Source organism: Streptomyces sichuanensis (genome assembly GCF_020328095.1).
GTDB classification, from domain to species: Bacteria; Actinomycetota; Actinomycetes; order Streptomycetales; family Streptomycetaceae; genus Streptomyces; species Streptomyces cinnamoneus.
Genome location: NZ_JAIXMK010000025.1, coordinates 17,750 through 35,235 on the forward strand (window position 1 = coordinate 17,750; position 17,486 = coordinate 35,235).

Sequence of the window (17,486 nt, forward strand, 5' to 3'; positions counted from 1 at the left end):
TTCCTGGATCCAGCCCGGGCAGGCGAGAACACCCTGGAACCAAGGGCGCGCCATACGACCGGGGGGGTTGACGGTGCGCCAAGCGGCAGGGACGGCAACTGGGGCGACCTCAGGCTTCTTCCTGATCAGAAGCCTGATCAAGGGTCAGAGCGCCCCGGTATCCAGCTCGTCGGCTCGCTTTTCCGTTCGCAGGAACGGCCGCACACGCTGACGTTTGAGTGGGCGGTCGATCATATGCTTTTGCGGTGCATCCTCACTGACCCCCGACTGCTCTCGGAAGATGAGCAGAGGACACTTTAGCAAAGCAACCTCTTTCCCAACAGTGCAGAGGAAGCCGTGCGGTATCACCGCAGGGCTCACGGGATGGGCACCGAATTAATTCCGGTTATTTCTTCGAGCGCTGGAACGATCGTGCATACGAACTGGCCCGTGACGAACTGAACCCTTACGAACTGACCCCGTACGAACTGGCCACTGACGAACTGACCCAGTACGAACTGGCCGGTGCCGAACTGACCTCCGAGCGCCCCCTTGCACGCCCCCAGGCGGTCCGCACCACGCCCCGCAGCGCGGGCGGTGGAGCGACCACAAGGCATGACGACCCGCCCGTCACGGCGCAGATACCGCATCCGCTACGGACATGTCGTCAACTACACCGGCTCAAGGGCCCCTTGGGCGTCGACTGACGCAACGTCAGCCCGCGGGACGACCCGGCCCGGTGGGCTCAGTCCCGGCCGAGACCCTCGAACCAGGTGGGGGCCGCCGTCCCCGACGCAGCCTGCTTGATGCGGGTCAGCGCGAAGTCCTCCAGCTCCGGCAGCGCGTCCGGCTCGAACCAGCCCACTTCCAGCGACTCGTCGTCGTTCACGCACGCCTCGCCGCCCACCGCGCGGGCGACGAAGCAGATGTCCATGAACTGGCAGACGTCGCCGTTGGGGTAGGTGACCGGCTTCAGAGCCTCGACCAGCAGGACCTTCTCCGCCACGCAGTGGACCGCCGTCTCCTCGAAGACCTCGCGCACGATCGCCGTGGCGGGCTGTTCGCCCGGCTCGGGGATGCCCCCGATGATCGACCACTGGCCGGTGTCGGAGCGGCGGCCGAGCAGGATCCGGCCGGCGTCGTCGAGGACGACGGCGCTGACGCCGGGCATCCAGAGCAGCCGGCTGCCGGCCGTGGCGCGGAGGTCGCGGAGGAAGTCGGGGATGGGCATGCGCCGAGCCTAACGGGGGTGCGGCTGCACCGTGACCCGGGCCGGGGTCAGGCGGACGCTGTACGTCCGCCGAGCCGGCGGAGCCGGGCGCGGATGACGCGGACGGCCGCTTCGGCGTCGTCGACGGTGACCGTGAACGTACGGCCGTCGCCGAGCCGCACCACGAGGCCCTCGCCGCGCCGTACGACGACGGCCGTGCCCTTCTCCGGGCGCCAGCGGTAGCCCCAGCCGCCCCACTGGCGGGGAGTGACCCGGGGATCGAAGTCGGCGCCCACCACGTGCGCCAGCGGAATGCGGGTGCGCGGGACGCCGATGTGGCCGCAGCGGACCTCCAGGGTGTCCTTGTCGACCCGGACGGCGACGTGCACGAAGGCGAGGGTGCCGTAGAGCATGAGGAGACCGGCCGCCACACAGCCGACGACGGCCATCACCAGGGGGGCCGGCCCGGAGGTCCAGGAGCCGTCGACGGCCAGCTCGATGCCGAGGGCCAGACAGGCGGCGCCGGCGGCCGCCAGCACCCATTGCACGCGGTTGGTCGCGCGGCCCGTCCACACGGCGGGGGTCGCCCCACCCGGCTGATCGTCGCTCTCGGGGCTCTGGGAGCCCTCGTGACCCTGCGGGCCCTGGGAGTGGTCCCTCATACCGGGAAGCCTACTCACCTTCCGCCGCCCTGGCAGGGGTGCGCGCGGACGAACCGGGCAGGGGTGCGTCAGGGGCGCGCGGCGCCGACGGAGAGCAGCGAGCGGCCCTCGGGGTAGGCCAGCGCGGCCGCCACCGGCTCCGCTTCCTTGCCGCCGAGCAGGACGGTGAGGCGGCCCGACGGCTCGGCGTCGGGGGCGGGCGCGGCACCGATGCGGCGCAGGGCCTGGGCGACGACGGCCTCGGCCGAGCCGTACAGCGCGAGGGGCGGGCCCGCGGGGTCCTCGACGGCGGCCCGGATGCGGTCGGCGACGAGCTCGTAGTGGGTGCAGCCCAGGACGAGGCGGCGCACCGTGCGGGGCGTGGCGGCGGCCGCCGCCTTGACCGCGGTCTCGATGGCGTCGGTGTCGGCCCGCTCCACGGCGTCGGCCAGGCCGGGGCAGGGCACCTCGGTCACGTCGACGCCGGAGGCGAAGTCGTGGATGAGGCCGCGCTGGTAGGGGCTGCCCGTGGTGGCCGGGGTGGCCCAGATGGCGACTGGGCCGCCGTCCGCCGCGGCGGGCTTGATGGCCGGAACGGTGCCGACGACGGGCACGGCCGGCTCCAGCTCGGCGCGTATCGCCTCCAGTGCGTGCACGGAGGCGGTGTTGCAGGCGACGATCAGTGCGTCGGGGCGGTGCGCCGCGGCGGCGCGGGCACAGGCCAGAGCGTGCTCGGTGAGGTCCTCCGGAGTCCTGGGGCCCCACGGCATGGTGTCGGGGGCGGAGGAGAGGACGATGTCGGCGTCGGGCCGCAGCCGGTGCACGACGGCGGCGGCCGCCAGGAGGCCGATTCCGGAGTCCATGAGCGCGATCTTCACCCGGCCACTTTAGTCGATTGAGTCGATTCCACCGATCCGGCCGTGCGGCCGCCCCCGGCGGGCGCCCGTGCGGCAGACTGCGACGGGTGAGCGCGCTGACGTGGATCACCGCCGTTTCCCTCCTCGCCTGGGGCTGGCTGCTGCTGGGGCAGGGCTTCTTCTGGCGCACGGACGTGAGGCTTCCCGACCGCGCCCCGCCCGCGGACTGGCCGGCGGTGGCGATCGTGGTGCCGGCCCGGGACGAGGCGGACGTACTGCCGCTGACCCTGCCGTCGCTGCTGGCCCAGGACTATCCGGGCCGGGCGGAGGTCTACGTCGTCGACGACGGCAGCACGGACGGTACGGGCGAACTGGCCCGCGCGCTCGCGGACGCGTGCGGCGGGCTGCCGCTGACCGTGGACTCGCCCGGGGAGCCCGGCCCGGGCTGGACCGGCAAGCTGTGGGCGGTGCGGCACGGCATGGCGCTCGCCCGGGCCCGTACGGACGCCGAGTACCTGCTGCTGACGGACGCCGACATCGCGCACGCCCCGGAGAGCCTGCGGCACTTGGTGGCGGCCGCCCGCTCACGGGAGCTGGACCTGGTGTCGCAGATGGCGCGACTGCGGGTGGTGACCTTCTGGGAGCGGCTGATCGTCCCGGCTTTCGTCTACTTCTTCGCCCAGCTCTATCCCTTCCGGTGGGTCAACCGGCCGGGCGCCCGGACCGCGGCGGCCGCCGGCGGGTGCGTGCTGCTGCGCCGGGACGCCGCGGAGCGGGCCGGGGTGCCGGACCGCATCCGGCAGGCGGTCATCGACGACGTGTCGCTGGCGCGGGCCGTGCAGCGCTCCGGCGGCCGGATCTGGCTGGGGCTGGCGGAGCGGGTGGACAGCGTGCGGCCCTACCGGGGGCTCGGGCCGCTGTGGCGGATGGTCTCGCGCAGCGCCTACGCGCAGCTGCTGCACCACCCGCTGCTGCTGGCCGGGACGGTCGTGGGGCTGGCGGTGGTCTATCTGGCGCCGCCCGTCGCGGTGGTGGCGGGCCTGCTGTCCGGTGCGGCCGCGGTGTGGGTGCCGGGCGCGGTGGCGTGGGCGGCGATGGCGGGGACGTACCTGCCGATGCTGCGCTACTACCGGCAGCCGCCGTGGCAGGCGCTCCTGCTTCCGGTCACGGCCGTGCTGTACCTGCTGATGACCGTGGATTCGGCGGTGCAGCACTACCGGGGCCGGGGCGCGGCCTGGAAGGGGCGTACGTACGCACGCCCGGAGGCCGCGCCCTGAGGACGCGCCCGGTGCGGGGGCGGTCGCCTCACTTGCGGGCGGGCGTCCACGTCAGGCCCCAGCCGTACGCCTCGTCGAGGGTGCGCTGGGGGCTGATGCCACGGCGGGGCACGAGGTAGCGGGCCTCGCGCTGGACGACCAGGTCGCCTCCGTTGTTGGTGATGAGGGCCAGTGCGCAGACGTTGGACGCGACCGTGCACTCGTCGAGGAGGAAGTCGACGGGGGCGCCGCGCTGCGGCTGGAGGGTGACGGTGGCGTGCAGGCCGGCGAAGCTGGTGGCGCCCTCGTAGATGGTGACGAAGACGAGGATGCGCCGGAAGGCGCCGGCGTGGTCGAGGTTGATCGTGAGGTTCTCGCCGGATTCCACTGCGCCGGTGCGGTCGTCGCCGTCGAGGTGGATGTAGGGCGGGCGGTGGAGGGAGCCGAAGGTGTTGCCGAGGGCCTGGACGACGCCCTTGGTGCCGTCGGTGAGTTCGAAGAGGGCGCCGAGGTCCAGGTCGAGGGCCGTGGAGCCGGCCATGGCCTGGGTCAGCCGCTGCCCCCAGCCGGTGGCGGCCGGCCGCATCATCTGCCAGTTGAGGTTGACGCGCATGGTGCCGGAGGTGCTGCCCTGCTTGGCCAGGGAGACGGTGGGGGCGGCCTTGGTGAGCGTGACCCTGACGGGCCGCGCGGGCGGGACGGGCCGGGGCTCCGGTGGCCGCGCCACGGGCGTCCGGGCGGCCGGGGCCGCCGGGGCGGTGGTGCGCGGGGGCGACGCGGGGGCGGTGATGCGCGGGGGTGGTACGGGCGCGCGGTCGTCGACGGTGATGCCGTAGTCGGTCGCCAGGCCGTGGAGGCCGCTGCTGTATCCCTGGCCCACGGCCCGGAACTTCCACTGGCCCTGCCGCCGGTAGAGCTCGCCCAGGACGAAGGCGGTCTCGACGGTGGCGTCCCGGCTGTCGAACCGGGCGAGCTCGCCGCCGCCCGCCGCGTCCAGGACCCGGATGTGCAGCCCCGGCACCTGCCCGAAGGCGGCGCCGTCCGCGGAGGCGGCGATCACGACGCGCTCGACGGCCGCGTCGAGGGCGCCGAGATCGACGGTGAGGGTGTCCCGCACGTCGGCGCCGTCGGAGCGCTTGCCGTCGTGGCGCACCGCGCCGGAGGGGTGCCGGGGCTGGTTGTAGAAGACGAAGTCCGCGTCGGAGCGGACCTTGCCCGAGGTCAGGAGCAGGGCCGAGGCGTCGACGTCGGGGATGCCCGGTCCCGTCCGCCAGCCGAGCTCGATCCGTACCACCTGCGCAGGTATCCGGACATTGGCGCCTTTCAGCATGCCCATGGTCCACCCCTCCGTGCCGCTCCGAAATGAGCCGGTCTTTACACGATTCCGACGTACCTTGGCGACCGATTTTCCCGAGTTCGCTCGCATTGGTCGTCGACAACCCCCGCGAGCAGCGCAATCAACCGGTATACCGGGCTCCCCAACCGGCACACCATGGGCTTAACTTATGGGCTATGACCTCCCCCCGCAGCACCTACGGCGGCGGCTACTACGCCTCGTCCTCCTTCCCGGACACCCCCATCTACGACAGCCTCGTCGCCGAGCGGGGCACCCCGCAGATCGCGCCGATCCGGGTCTCGTCGCCGTACGACTTCGGCGGCGGCACTCCGCCGTCGTTCGGCGGCAGCAGCAGCAGCAACCTGCCCGCACTGCCGGCCCTGCCCTCCGGCCCCTCCTCCCACCCGGGGCCGCAGGCCCCGCAGCCGGGCTACGCGGGCCAGGCGCCGCAGTACGGCCAGCAGGGTCCCGGGCTGCAGCAGGCCGCCGCGCCCTACATCCCGCAGCAGGCGTCGGCGCCGCGCCCCTACCCGGGCCCGCAGCAGCAGCGTCCCGCGGCCGGGCCCCAGGGCCCCGGAGCGCCGGGGGGTTACGAGGCGATGCGGCCGGCCGCGCCGCGCCCCGCCTCGTACGACGAGCAGTACGGCAACCGTCCCTACCCGGACCAGGGCGGCTACTGACGTCCGTCCCGGCGGGTCAATTGTCATATCCGGCTGGCAAAATGGCTTCATGTACAAGCCTGTGCTGACAGCCGTCCACTTCTATCCGGTCAAGTCGATGGCGGGGTGTGCGCCCGGTGAGGCGGCCGTGGAGCCGTGGGGGCTCGCCGGGGACCGGAGGTGGATGCTGGCCACGCCGGACGGCCGGTTCATCACCCAACGGCAGGAGCCGAGGCTGGCGTTGGCCTCGGCCGAGCCGCTCCCGGGCGGTGGCGTGCGACTCACCGCCCCCGGGCTCGCGCCGCTCGACGTCCCCGTGCCCCCGCACGGGGACGAAGCCGGCACGACCCCGGTGGAGATCTTCGAGGACAAGGTCGAGGCGGTCCGTGCGGGAGCCGCGGCCGACGCCTGGCTGACCGCCTACCTGGGCAACGAGACCCGGCTGCTGCACATGGACGACCCCGCGCGCCGCCGCCCGGTCGACCCGCGCTACGCGGCCCCCGGCGACACGGTCAGCTTCGCCGACGGCTATCCGCTGCTCCTCACCACGACCGCCTCGCTGCGGGAGCTCAACTCCCTGATCGCCGCGGGCGATCATCCCGGCGAGGGCCCGCTGCCCATGAACCGCTTCCGGCCCAACGTGGTGGTCGACGGCACCGAGCCCTGGGCCGAGGACGGCTGGCGCCGGGTGCGCATCGGCGAGGTCGCCTTCCGCGTCGTCAAGCCCTGCGGCCGGTGTGTCGTCACCACGACCGACCAGCGCACGGCCGAGCGCGGCAAGGAGCCGCTGCGCACGCTCGCCCGGCACCACCGGATCGGCAAGAAGCTGGTGTTCGGTCAGAACCTGATACCGGAGCACACCGGGGTGGTGCGGGTCGGGGACGCCTTCGAGGTCCTCGACTGACGTCCCTCCCTGCGCCCGCGGCGGTCCCCGCGGGCGGCCCGTCGTCAACGCGCCGCCCCCGCCGCCCTCCGCGAGGGGTGATTTTGCTCTCTCCGCCGCCTTCCTCCGCATGCGATGCCCTGTGTGAGGTATTTACGGACGCGTAGGGGGTGAGCACCATGCGCGCGACGGCGTTCGTATGGCGGTGGCGGCGCAATCCGCTGCGCCGCCGGACCGATGTCCTCGAAGCCTGGGCGGGGGTGGTGGCCGTGGTGCTGATGCTCCTGGTGGGACCGGCCGTCGGCTGGATCACCGGTTCCCTCGCCCATGAGGCGCTGGAGGAGGCCGTCCACGTCCAGCACCGGCACCGGCATCTGGTGAGCGCCACCGCCGTCCGCTCGGTCTCCGGCGGTTCCGACGGCACGGACCACGAGTCCTCCGCGGGACGCGAGGGCTACCGCAGGGTCCTGGCGCACTGGCGGGGCCGGGACGGGCGGGAGCACAACGGTCTGGTGGCCGTCCGCCAGGCCGCGCGCCCCGGTGAGCGCTTCCCGCTGTGGACGGACGACCGGGGGGAGGTCGCCGGCCGCCCCATGGACGGTGCCACCGCCGGGGTCCACGCGGCCCTCGCCGGGCTGGGCTCGGCGGCCGCCGCGGCCGGCCTGGTGGAAGGGGTGCGCCGGCTGTTCGTCTGGCGGCTCGTGCAACGGCGCTACGCCCGGTGGGACCGCGCGTGGCAGCGGGCCGGGCACACCTGGGGCCGGGCGGACGCGGGCAGTTGACCACCACAGGGCAAGCAGCCGAGAGGTCAACTCCCGTGCGCCGCGCGCGCTACGGTGGGGCCGGCCGGTACTCATCCGTCCCGGATGCACACACACGTCGAGGTGGGGGCGCAGCAGCACCATGGCACAGGGCTCGGTCCACGTGACGCACACCGGCACGTCGCGCTGGCGGCGGCGCACGGGAGAGTACGACTCCCTCGCAGCGGCCCTGGAGGCGGCGGCCGACGGCGATGTGCTGTCCGTGGCGCCGGGCACGTACCGGGAGAACCTGGTCGTCTCCCGCGCCGTCACCCTGCGGGGCAGCGAGGGCGGCGCGCGCGGCTCGGTGCGGATCGCGCCGGCCGAGGGCGTGGCCGTGACGCTGCGGGGCCCGGCGGTCCTGCGGGACCTGTGGATCGAGGGCCACGACGCGACCGAGCCGGCGCTCCTCGTCGAGGGCGGTGCGGCGCCGGACCTGGCCGACCTGCGGGTGGTGACGCGTTCGGCGGCCGGCATCGAGGTGCGCGGCGGGGCCCGGCCGGCGGTGCGGCGCTGCACCGTCGACAATCCCGGGGGCATCGGCATCAGCGTGCTGGACGGTGCGGGCGGCGTCTTCGAGGAGTGCGAGGTGGTGGCGGCCGGGCAGGCGGGCGTCAGCGTGCGCGGCGGGGCGGAGCCGCGCCTGGAGCGCTGCCGGGTGCACCACGCCCGGGGGGCGGGGCTGTCGCTGACCGGCGAGGGCAGTGCGCTGGAGGCGGTCGGCTGCGAGGTGTACGAGATCACGGGCACGGGGGTGCAGGTGGCGGGGCGCGCCACGGGCCGCCTCACCGACTGCCGGGTGCACCGCACGTCCGCGGACGGCGTGACGCTGGACACCGACGCGGTGCTGACGCTGGCCGACTGCGACATCCACGACGTCCCGGAGAACGCGGTCGACCTGCGCTCCCGCTCGGTGCTGACGATGACGCGCTCGGCCGTCCGGCGCTTCGGCCGCAACGGCCTGTCGGTGTGGGATCCGGGCACGCGGGTGGAGGCCGGCGAGTGCGAGATCCACGAGAGCACGGGTGACTACCCGGCGGTGTGGGTGAGCGACGGTGCGAGCGCCGCCCTCGCCTCCTGCCGGGTGCACGACGTGCCGGACGCGCTGTTCGTGCTGGACCGCGGCTCGCGCGCGGAGGTCTCGGACAGCGACCTGTCGCGGGTGCGGGGCACGGCCGTGTCGGTGAGCGGCGGGGCGACGGCCCGCCTGGGGGACTGCCGCATCCGCGAGGCCACCACCGGCGTCTGGTTCCGCGGCCACGGCAGCGGCGGCACGCTGGCGGACTGTGCCGTGGACGCCACGTCGACCGGCGTGATCGTCACCAAGGGCGCGGACCCGGTCGTCGAGCGCTGCACGGTGACCTCGCCGGTGGAGGCGGGCTTCTACGTGTCGGCGGAGGGCCGTGGCACGTTCGACGACTGCCGGGTGACGGGCAGCGACGGCTACGGATTCCACGTCATCGACGGCTGCCGGGCGACCCTGACGGGCTGCCGTACGGAGCGGTGCGCGCGCGGCGGCTACGCCTTCGCCGAGGAGGGGCCGGTCAGCCGCGGCTGTACGAGCGACGACGGGGCGGTGCCGGGGTCTGCCGCGCGCGCCGCCGCGCCGGTGGCCGCCGTGGCTACGGCCGGCCGGCCCGTCGTGCCGGCGCCGGCCGGGGTGCCGGGGCCGCGTGCGCCCGGTGCCGGTGCGGCCGCGCGCCCGTCGGGCGAGGGGGCCGGGGAGGAGCGTTCCTCGGCTGCCGTTCTCGGCGAACTGGACGCGCTGGTGGGCCTGGAGAGCGTCAAGCGCGAGGTGCGGGCCCTGACGGACATGATCGAGGTCGGGCGGCGGCGGCTGGAGGCGGGGCTCAAGGCCGCGTCCGTCCGCCGGCACCTGGTCTTCACCGGCTCGCCCGGTACGGGCAAGACGACCGTCGCCCGGCTGTACGGCGAGATCCTCGCCTCGCTGGGGGTGTTGCAGCGCGGTCACCTGGTGGAGGTCTCGCGCGTGGACCTGGTGGGCGAGCACATCGGCTCGACGGCCCTGCGCACCCAGGAGGCGTTCGACCGGGCGCGCGGCGGGGTGCTCTTCATCGACGAGGCGTACGCGCTGTGCCCGGAGGACTCCGGGCGCGACTTCGGCCGGGAGGCCATCGACACGCTGGTGAAGCTGATGGAGGACCACCGTGACGAGGTGGTGGTCATCGTCGCCGGCTACACAGCCGAGATGGAGCGCTTCCTGACGGTCAACCCCGGTGTCGCGTCCCGCTTCTCACGCACCATCACCTTCGGCGACTACGGGCCCGAGGAGCTGCTGCGCATCGTGCGGCAGCAGGCCGACGAGCACGAGTACTGCATCGGCGAGGGTGCGGCCGAGGCGCTGCTGCGCTACTTCGCGGCGATCCCGAAGGGTCCGGCCTTCGGCAACGGCCGTACCGCCCGGCAGACGTTCGAGGCGATGGTGGAGCGGCACGCGGGCCGGGTGGCGCAGCTGGCGGCACCGAGCACCGACGACCTGAGTCTGCTGTATCCGGAGGATCTGCCCGAACTCCCGCCCGCCTGAACGGATCCGGCCACTGTCATATGTGCATGGGAGGATGTGCCCGCGTGGTGAGCGGTGGCCGACCGGAAAGGACGGGCCGGGTGGGCGACAACCAGAATCTCCTGGCGGAGCAGCGACGCGCCCTGATCCTCGACGAGATCAGACGGCGGGGCGGGGTGCGGGTCAACGAGCTGACGAGACGCCTGAACGTCTCGGACATGACGGTCCGTCGCGATCTGGACGCGCTGGCCCGGCAGGGGGTCGTGGAAAAGGTGCACGGCGGCGCGGTGCCGGTGGCGGAGGCGACCACGCACGAGCCGGGGTTCGAGGCGAAGTCGGCGCTGGAGCTCAGCGCCAAGCAGGACATCGCGCGGGCCGCGGCCCGCATGGCCGCTCGCGGGAGTGCGATAGCGCTGGCGGGCGGGACGACTGCCTTCGCTCTGGCCCACCGGTTGGTGGACATCCCGGATCTGACGGTCGTCACGAATTCGGTGCGGGTCGCCGATGTCTTCCACCACGCCCAGCGGTCGGTGGCGGCGTCCGGGCCGGCGGCGCGGCCGGGCGCGGCGACGGTCGTGCTGACGGGCGGGGTCCGTACGCCCTCCGACACGCTGGTCGGGCCGGTCGCGGACGCGGCGATCCGGTCGTTGCACTTCGACGTGCTGTTCATCGGTGTGCACGGCATCTCGGTCGAGGCCGGCCTGTCGACGCCCAACCTCGCCGAGGCGGAGACCAACCGGCACTTCGTGCGGTCGGCCCGGCGGGTGGTGGTGCTGGCGGACCACACGAAGTGGGGCACGGTGGGCCTGAGTTCCTTCGCCACGCTGGAGGAGGTCGACGCGCTGGTGACGGACGCCGGGCTGCCCACCAGGGCGCGCGCGGAAATGGCCGAGCGGCTGCCGGAGCTGGTGGTGGCCGAGCCCGCGGCGGATCCGGTGGACATCCGGCGCCCCGCGGAGTGAGGGCGCCCGGGTCCCGTCAGCAGGGCCAGCGGCCGGTGGCCAGGAAGGCGCTGATCGCCATGGTGTACGGCGTGATGTCCAGGCCCTGTTCGGCGAGCCAGGCGTCGGAGTAGTACTTGTCGAGGTACCGCTCCCCGGGGTCGCAGATGAGGGTGACGACGCTGCCGGGGCGCCCCTCGCCGACCATCTCGGCGACGATCTTCAGGGCGCTCCACAGGCCGGTGCCGGTGGAGCCGCCCGCCTTGCGGCCGATGGCCAGTTCCAGGGCGCGCACGGCGGCGACGCTGGCGGCGTCCGGGACCTTCATCATCCGGTCGATCGCGCCCGGGACGAAGCTCGGCTCCATGCGCGGCCGGCCGATGCCCTCGATGCGCGAGCCGTGGTCGTCGCGCGCGGACGGGTCGTGGTCGCGCCAGCCCTCGAAGAAGCAGGAGTTCTCCGGGTCGGCGACGCAGACGCGGGTGTCGTACTGCAGGTAGCGGATGTAGCGGGCGATGGTGGCCGAGGTGCCGCCGGTGCCCGCGGTCGCGACGATCCAGGCGGGCACGGGGTACCGCTCCAGCCGGAGCTGGTGGTAGACCGACTCGGCGATGTTGTTGTTGCCGCGCCAGTCGGTGGCCCGTTCCGCGTAGGTGAACTGGTCGATGTAATGGCCGCCGGTGCGCCGGGCGAGGGCGGCCGCCTCCGCGTACATCGCCCGGGGGTCGTCCACGAAATGGCAGCGGCCGCCGTGGAATTCGATCAGCCGGCACTTCTCCCTGCTCGTCGTGCGCGGCATGACGGCGACGAAGGGCACCCCGATCAGCTTGGCGAAGTACGCCTCGGAGACGGCGGTGGAGCCGCTGGACGCCTCGATGACGCAGGCGTCGGGCCGGATCCAGCCGTTGCACAGCCCGTAGAGGAACAGCGACCGGGCCAGGCGGTGCTTGAGGCTGCCCGTCGGGTGGGTGGACTCGTCCTTGAAGTACAGGTCGACGCCCCACTCCTGCGGCAGGGGGAAGCGCAGCAGGTGGGTGTCGGCGGAACGGTTCGCGTCCGCCTGGACCTTGCGGACCGCTTCCTTCAGCCAGGCCCGGTACGCCGGGTCGCTGCGGTCCACGTCCAGGGTGGGGAGGGGTGAGCCGCCCGGCGGCTCTGCCGCGCCGGACGCCCCCGGGTGCGCTGTGGCGTTCACGCGCTGCTCCTCACGGTGCCGGTGGCCGGCCGGAGGCTGTCCGTCCGGTCTCTGCGGATCACGTCTCGCATGGATCACTCGGGCATTTCGATCATAAAGGTGTACTGGTGCACCGGCCTGCTCGCGGGCAGACTGCGCACGAGAGGAGACCGTTCGGCCGGAGAGGCGGTGCGCCGTGGCGGAGCCGGAGTTCAGTGCGACCGGGGTGCGGATCGAGCGATCCCGTCGTTCCCTCACCCGGGCCGGCCAGGTGAAGATCCACAACGGCAGGCTGGAGCTGCTGACCAGCTACGGCCGGGAGATCGACAGCGCACCCGTGGACTCGGTCCAGGCGAGCAAGCCGTGGTTCTCGGCCGGGGACCGGGCCCGGGCGACCGTCAACGGCAATCGCTACACCCTCACCCTGAGCACCCCCGGGGCGGCCGCCGAGAACGGCGGAGCGGCTGCGGTCAACCGTTTCCTGGAGGTCGTGCGGTCGGCGCACGGAAGCACGCCGAAGCACTGAGGGGTGCAGGAGTTGCGAAGGTGGCCGCGAGAGTCGACGCTTTATGCGTACCGGCATCACTGAGGGTGGTCGGCGGTCACGCTACGGGCCAGCGGTCGTGCTGCGCTCCGGGGCCCGCCGGCGGGGCCGGCGGCCGGGCGCCGCCGACCCGGAAAAGGCGCGTATCGCCACGCGTTTCCGCGTATCGCCACGCGTATCTGCGTCAGGCTAGCCCTACTTCCCAGGGAGTCGCAGCCGTGATCAGCCGAGTGAACAAGCACTGCACCGTAGAGCTCCAGGCTCTGCCGCCGCGGATCGGCCAGGTCCGCAGAATCGTATCTGCGCAGCTGCGTTACTGGCACCTCGATCCGCTCATCGACCTTGCGGCGCTCGGTGTCACCGAGTTGCTGACCAACGTCCACCAGCATGCCGAGCCGGACAAGCGCTGCACGGTCGAGATCGATTTCATGCTGGACCGGCTCACGGTCTCGGTGCGGGATCACGATCCGCGGCTGCCCACGGTCGGCGACGCGGCCACGGACAGCACGCACGGCCGCGGCCTCGCCCTGGTGGCGGCGCTGAGTTCGAGCTGGGGCGTGCGGGAGCGCCACGACGGCGGGAAGGTCGTCTGGTTCACGCTGTCCGTCCCGCAGGCGACGCCCGCGGCCCCCCGGGCCGCGCGCAGCACGGAGACCGCCGTCACCTTCGACCGGCCGGCTCTCGGGCTGCCGCCCTTGGACGAACCGGCCTTCCGCAGCGCCCCGGTGAGGCTGCGTCCGGCGGCGCTGCACACGCACTCCCCCGTGCGGGCGACCGTCCCCGGCTGACGGGGCGCCGGGCCGACGGGTGGGAGCGGCGGGGAGGAACGGCACGGAAGGCGGCGGTCAGGGACTCTGCGGAAGGACGGCGGGCACGGACGGCCGGCTCGGACGGCACGGAAGGCGGCGGCGCGGGTGGGCCCGGCCGCGGCGGACGGGGGGCTGCGGCAGGGACGCCGCCTGCAGGGGCGTTGCGCCGGTTCAGCCCAGTGCCGCCAGCGGGTCGTCCAGAACGGGTTGCCAGGCCGCTTCGGCCGCACCGATGAGGCTGTTGTGGTCGAGCGTGCCGGACAGGATCGGCACGCTGCCGCTGCGGCCCCACAGGCTGCGGTCCGCGACGACCGCGCGCAGCCGCTCGGGGTCGGCCTCCAGGAGCTCGCGGTGGAGGCCGCCGAGGACGATGCGGTCCGGGTTGAGGATGTTCACCAAGCCGGCGAGGCCGAGGCCGAGCCGGTCGACGACGAGTTCGGCCGCTTCCCGCACGGTGGGGTCGGCGTACTCCGAACGGAGCAGGTCGCGGGACTGCTGCAGCAGGGAGACGGCCGGGCCCGGCTCGCGCCCGGCGGCGGTGAGGAAGGCCAGCGGGTCCGTCTCCACGTCGAGGCAGCCGCGGCTCCCGCAGTGGCAGGGCAGTCCCGCGGGGTTGACGGTGAGGTGCCCCACTTCCAGGGCCAGGCCGGAGCTGCCGCTGTGCACCCGGCCGTCGACGACGAGCGCGCCGCCGACGCCGCGGTGGCCGGTGGCCACGCACAGCAGGTGCCGCGCCCCACGGCCCGCGCCGTGGCGGTGCTCGGCGAGGGCGGCGAGGTTGACGTCGTTCCCGGCGACGCCGGTGACGGGTGTGCCGCCCGGGCCGAGCACCCCCGACTTGGCGAGGGCCTCGGTGAACAGCTCCGCGACGGGGGCGCCCGTAGGCCAGGACAGGTGCAGCGGGTTCAGGGCCGTGCCGTCGGGCTCGGCGACGGCCGACGGCACCGCGAGCCCCGCGCCCAGGCAGCGCCGCCGGGTCGTGCGCAGCAGCTCCGCCCCGGCCTCGACCACGGCGTCGATGATGTGGGCGGGGTCCGCGGGCACGGTCATGCAGCCGGGGGCGGTGGCCACCATGCGGCCGCCGAGGCCGACGAGGGCGGCGCGGAAGCCGTCGGCGTGGATCTGGGCGGCGAGGACGACCGGGCCGTGCGGGGCGATGGAGAGCCCGTGGGAGGGCCGGCCCTGGGAGCCTGCGGCCGCCACCGGGTGCGGGTCGACCTGGATCAGCCCCAGCGCCTCCAGCTCGGCCGCCACGGCGCCCGCGGTCGCGCGGGTCACCCCGAGTTCGGCGGTGAGCACGGCGCGCGTGGGGGCGCGTCCGGTGTGTACGAGCGCCAGGGCCGGGCCGAGGGCGCCCCGGCCACGCTCCAAACGTGTTGTCCGAGTCTGCGTCACGCCCCTATTCTGACTTTGTGCCGACGCTAAACAAAATACGGACGGCCCTGAGCCGGGGCGGGCATCCGGTTTCGGACAGTCCCGCCCTCCGCCGTCTCCGTACCGCCCTGACCCTCTTCTTCGCCCTGGACGGCTTCCTCTTCGCCGGCTGGGTGGTCCGCATTCCCGCCATCAAGGAACAGACCGGGGCCTCCGCGGGCGGCCTCGGCCTGGCGCTGCTCGGCGTGTCAGCCGGCGCGGTGGCCACGATGGTGGCCACCGGCCGGCTGTGCCGGCGCTTCGGCAGCCATCCGGTCACGGTCGCCGCCGCGGTCCTGATGTCGCTGGGCATCGCCCTGCCCCCGCTGACCCACTCCGCGCCGGCCCTCGGGCTGGTCCTGCTCGTCTTCGGCGCCGCCTACGGCGGCATCAACGTCGCCATGAACAGCGCGGCCGTCGACCTCGTCGCCGCGCTGCGCAGGCCGGTGATGCCCAGCTTCCACGCCGCGTTCAGCGTCGGCGGGATGCTGGGTGCGGGGCTCGGCGGGCTGCTCGCGGGCCAGCTGTCCGTCACCCGGCACCTGCTGCTCCTGACGGCGACCGGGCTCGTCGTCGCGGCGGCGCCCGGCCGCACCCTGCTCTCCCACCCCGCTCCCCGGCCGCCGGAGCGCCCGGCCCGCACCGCGGCCGCTCCCGGGAATCACCCGCAGGAGGCATCCGGTGGCGGGCGCGCGAAGGGGCGTGAGCGCCGTCTGGTCGCCGTCTTCGGCCTGATCGCCCTGTGCACGGCCTACGGCGAGGGGGCGCTCGCCGACTGGGGCGCGCTCCACCTCGAACAGGACCTCTCCGCGCGGCCGGGCGTCGCCGCCGTCGGCTACTCCGTCTTCGCGCTCGCCATGACCGTCGGACGACTGACCGGCACCGCCCTGCTGGAACGGCTGGGACAGACACGCGTGTTGGTGCTGGGCGGGGCCACGGCGGCGCTGGGCATGCTGGCCGGCTCGCTGGCCCCCACGGTCTGGGGTGCGCTCGCGGGCTTCGCGGTCACCGGGCTGGGCCTGGCCAACATCTTCCCGGTCGCCATCGGCCGGGCGGGCGAGCTGGCCGGTCCCGGCGGCGTCGCCGCCGCGTCGACGTTCGGCTACGGCGGCATGCTGCTGGGCCCGCCCGCCATCGGCTTCGTCGCGGACTGGTGCTCGCTGCCCGTGGCCCTGACGACCGTCGCCGGGCTCGCGGCCACGGCGTCGCTGATCGCGTACGGGACGCGCCGGGCGGTCGCCCGGCACGGCTGAGCCCTTCCCGCCGGTGTCAGTGGCCGCTGACACCATGGGGGTGGAAGGAAAGGGGCGGGCGGATGGCAATGAGTCCGGAGCGTGAGCCGTGGTGGTGTGCGGGGCTGCGATGGAGCGCCGCGGGCCCGGCGCTGGTGTGGCGGCACCCCGGGCACGGGGAGCGCCTCTCGCCGCTGCCGCCGGGCCGGGAGCTGGCGTTCACCACGGGTGACCGGCGGCGGTGTGTGGGAGTGCGCAGGAGCGGGCGGCACACACCGTGCCCGGCCGGGGCCGAGGTGCCCGGAGCCGCCGTCTCCGCGCAGTGCGCGGCGTGCGCCCGGCTGGACCGCTCGCACTCGGTGGCGGCCGACACCATGGCCGACGACCCGCGCCCGTACGACGTCTACCTGGCGTGGTTCGGCCCCGGGCTGGTCAAGGTGGGCATCACCGCCGCCGAGCGGGAGGGCGTACGGCTGCTGGAGCAGGCGGCGTTGTCGTACGCCCTGCTCGGGCGCGGTCCGCTGATGGCGGCGCGGCGGGCCGAGGCCGTGCTGGGCGCGGCGCTGGCGGTGCCCGACCGCTTCCCGTACGCGGCCAAGCGGGCCGCCCGCTGCCCGTTGCCCCCGCAGGAGCGGAGGTCGGCGGAGCTGGCGGCGCTGCACGAGCGGGCACGCGGCCTCGCCGGCCTGCCGGAGTCGCTGGACGTCCGGCCGTTCACGCCGGTGCACCACGACAGCGCGTTCCACCTGGAGCGGATCCGGCCGGGGTACGGCGTGGTCGAACTCGCGGCGGGGTGCACGGTGGCGGGCCGGGTCGCGGCGGTGGCCGGACCCGACGTGTACGTGGAGACGACGGACGCCGGCCTCCTCCTCGTGGACGCCCGCCGGCTGGCGGGCCGCCCCCTCCTGGCCGCGGCCCCGGACGCCCGGACGACGGCCCCGATACGCCCGGCGCAACCCCCGCCACCCCCGGAACCACTGTTCTGACGACCTCCCACCGGCCGGGGCACCGCCCGCGGACCGGGCGTCAGGACCGAGGCACCACGCGCGGACCGGGCGTCAGGGCCGGGGCCACCGCCCGCGGGCCAGGCGTCAGGGCCGGGGGCCACCACCCGCGGACCGGACGTCAGGACCGAGGCGCCACCCGCGGAGCGGACGTCAGGGCCGGGGCCACCGCCCGCGGGCCGGACGTCAGGACCGAGGCGCCACCCGCGGGCCGGACGTCAGGG

The 17,486-nt window shown here is 74.4% G+C and carries 16 protein-coding genes; 10 read left to right on the forward strand and 6 right to left on the reverse strand.

Going from position 1 to position 17,486, the window contains the following annotated elements:
* Nucleotides 1–724: 724 nt before the first annotated feature.
* From LE181_RS10640 to LE181_RS10650, 3 genes are all read right to left on the reverse strand, one after another.
* Nucleotides 725–1,210, reverse strand: a complete 486-nt coding sequence (locus tag LE181_RS10640; protein ID WP_225660975.1) for an NUDIX hydrolase — start codon at nt 1,208–1,210, stop codon at nt 725–727.
* Nucleotides 1,211–1,257: 47 nt separating this feature from the next.
* On the reverse strand, nt 1,258–1,851 hold the full coding sequence (locus tag LE181_RS10645; RefSeq protein ID WP_225660976.1) for a hypothetical protein: 594 nt from the start codon (nt 1,849–1,851) through the stop codon (nt 1,258–1,260).
* Nucleotides 1,852–1,919: 68 nt separating this feature from the next.
* Entirely contained in the window at nt 1,920–2,708 is a 789-nt protein-coding gene (locus LE181_RS10650; RefSeq protein WP_225660977.1) for a glutamate racemase, read from the reverse strand.
* Nucleotides 2,709–2,803: 95 nt separating this feature from the next.
* Here LE181_RS10650 and LE181_RS10655 point away from each other — a divergent pair, with 95 nt between their 5' ends.
* Nucleotides 2,804–3,964 (forward strand): glycosyltransferase, encoded by a 1,161-nt coding sequence (locus LE181_RS10655; protein WP_225660988.1) that lies wholly within the window; start codon nt 2,804–2,806, stop codon nt 3,962–3,964.
* Between the two features lie 28 nt (nt 3,965–3,992).
* On the opposite strand, the gene LE181_RS10660 is transcribed toward LE181_RS10655, so the two are convergent.
* Nucleotides 3,993–5,279 carry a TerD family protein gene (locus LE181_RS10660; protein ID WP_225660978.1) on the reverse strand — a complete coding sequence of 429 codons (1,287 nt, stop codon included), beginning with the start codon at nt 5,277–5,279 and terminating at the stop codon, nt 3,993–3,995.
* Between the two features lie 176 nt (nt 5,280–5,455).
* Here LE181_RS10660 and LE181_RS10665 point away from each other — a divergent pair, with 176 nt between their 5' ends.
* From LE181_RS10665 to LE181_RS10685, 5 genes are all read left to right on the forward strand, one after another.
* On the forward strand, nt 5,456–5,959 hold the full coding sequence (locus tag LE181_RS10665) for a DUF6643 family protein (RefSeq protein WP_225660979.1): 504 nt from the start codon (nt 5,456–5,458) through the stop codon (nt 5,957–5,959).
* A gap of 49 nt (nt 5,960–6,008) precedes the next feature.
* Nucleotides 6,009–6,842, forward strand: a complete 834-nt coding sequence (locus LE181_RS10670; RefSeq protein ID WP_225660980.1) for an MOSC domain-containing protein — start codon at nt 6,009–6,011, stop codon at nt 6,840–6,842.
* A 158-nt stretch (nt 6,843–7,000) separates the two neighbouring features.
* The gene (locus tag LE181_RS10675) at nt 7,001–7,603 is read left to right on the forward strand and encodes an Rv1733c family protein (protein WP_225660981.1); all 603 of its coding nucleotides are present in this window, start codon (nt 7,001–7,003) and stop codon (nt 7,601–7,603) included.
* 121 nt (nt 7,604–7,724) lie between these two features.
* Complete coding sequence (locus tag LE181_RS10680) at nt 7,725–10,166, forward strand: right-handed parallel beta-helix repeat-containing protein (protein ID WP_225660982.1); 2,442 nt, start codon at nt 7,725–7,727, stop codon at nt 10,164–10,166.
* 80 nt (nt 10,167–10,246) lie between these two features.
* The gene (locus tag LE181_RS10685) at nt 10,247–11,107 is read left to right on the forward strand and encodes a DeoR/GlpR family DNA-binding transcription regulator (protein WP_225660983.1); all 861 of its coding nucleotides are present in this window, start codon (nt 10,247–10,249) and stop codon (nt 11,105–11,107) included.
* Nucleotides 11,108–11,123: 16 nt separating this feature from the next.
* On the opposite strand, the gene cds1 is transcribed toward LE181_RS10685, so the two are convergent.
* Nucleotides 11,124–12,212: an L-cysteine desulfhydrase Cds1 gene (cds1, locus tag LE181_RS10690; protein ID WP_263868721.1), complete on the reverse strand. Its 1,089-nt coding sequence runs from the start codon at nt 12,210–12,212 to the stop codon at nt 11,124–11,126.
* Between the two features lie 244 nt (nt 12,213–12,456).
* On the opposite strand from cds1, the gene LE181_RS10695 reads away from it, so the two are divergent.
* Nucleotides 12,457–12,786 (forward strand): hypothetical protein, encoded by a 330-nt coding sequence (locus LE181_RS10695; protein WP_225660984.1) that lies wholly within the window; start codon nt 12,457–12,459, stop codon nt 12,784–12,786.
* 236 nt (nt 12,787–13,022) lie between these two features.
* Nucleotides 13,023–13,592 carry an ATP-binding protein gene (locus LE181_RS10700; RefSeq protein WP_225660985.1) on the forward strand — a complete coding sequence of 190 codons (570 nt, stop codon included), beginning with the start codon at nt 13,023–13,025 and terminating at the stop codon, nt 13,590–13,592.
* Between the two features lie 192 nt (nt 13,593–13,784).
* Here the strand turns inward: LE181_RS10700 and LE181_RS10705 are convergent, their stop codons facing one another.
* Complete coding sequence (locus LE181_RS10705; RefSeq protein WP_225660986.1) at nt 13,785–15,008, reverse strand: ROK family protein; 1,224 nt, start codon at nt 15,006–15,008, stop codon at nt 13,785–13,787.
* 17 nt (nt 15,009–15,025) lie between these two features.
* Between LE181_RS10705 and LE181_RS10710 the strand changes: the two genes are divergently transcribed.
* Together LE181_RS10710 and LE181_RS10715 are read left to right on the forward strand one after the other, a co-directional pair.
* Entirely contained in the window at nt 15,026–16,279 is a 1,254-nt protein-coding gene (locus tag LE181_RS10710; RefSeq protein WP_225660987.1) for an MFS transporter, read from the forward strand.
* Between the two features lie 68 nt (nt 16,280–16,347).
* Complete coding sequence (locus LE181_RS10715) at nt 16,348–17,244, forward strand: DUF2797 domain-containing protein (protein ID WP_225660990.1); 897 nt, start codon at nt 16,348–16,350, stop codon at nt 17,242–17,244.
* Nucleotides 17,245–17,486: the final 242 nt, after the last annotated feature.

Bases quoted from the DNA above. Each gene is read 5' to 3' on its own strand.
- LE181_RS10715 (WP_225660990.1), top strand. From the start codon at position 16,348: ATGAGTCCGGAGCGTGAGCCGTGGTGGTGTGCGGGGCTGCGATGGAGC.
- LE181_RS10660 (WP_225660978.1), bottom strand. From the start codon at position 5,279: ATGGGCATGCTGAAAGGCGCCAATGTCCGGATACCTGCGCAGGTGGTA.
- LE181_RS10670 (WP_225660980.1), top strand. From the start codon at position 6,009: ATGTACAAGCCTGTGCTGACAGCCGTCCACTTCTATCCGGTCAAGTCG.
- LE181_RS10640 (WP_225660975.1), bottom strand. From the start codon at position 1,210: ATGCCCATCCCCGACTTCCTCCGCGACCTCCGCGCCACGGCCGGCAGC.
- LE181_RS10680 (WP_225660982.1), top strand. From the start codon at position 7,725: ATGGCACAGGGCTCGGTCCACGTGACGCACACCGGCACGTCGCGCTGG.
- LE181_RS10675 (WP_225660981.1), top strand. From the start codon at position 7,001: ATGCGCGCGACGGCGTTCGTATGGCGGTGGCGGCGCAATCCGCTGCGC.
- LE181_RS10645 (WP_225660976.1), bottom strand. From the start codon at position 1,851: ATGAGGGACCACTCCCAGGGCCCGCAGGGTCACGAGGGCTCCCAGAGC.
- LE181_RS10665 (WP_225660979.1), top strand. From the start codon at position 5,456: ATGACCTCCCCCCGCAGCACCTACGGCGGCGGCTACTACGCCTCGTCC.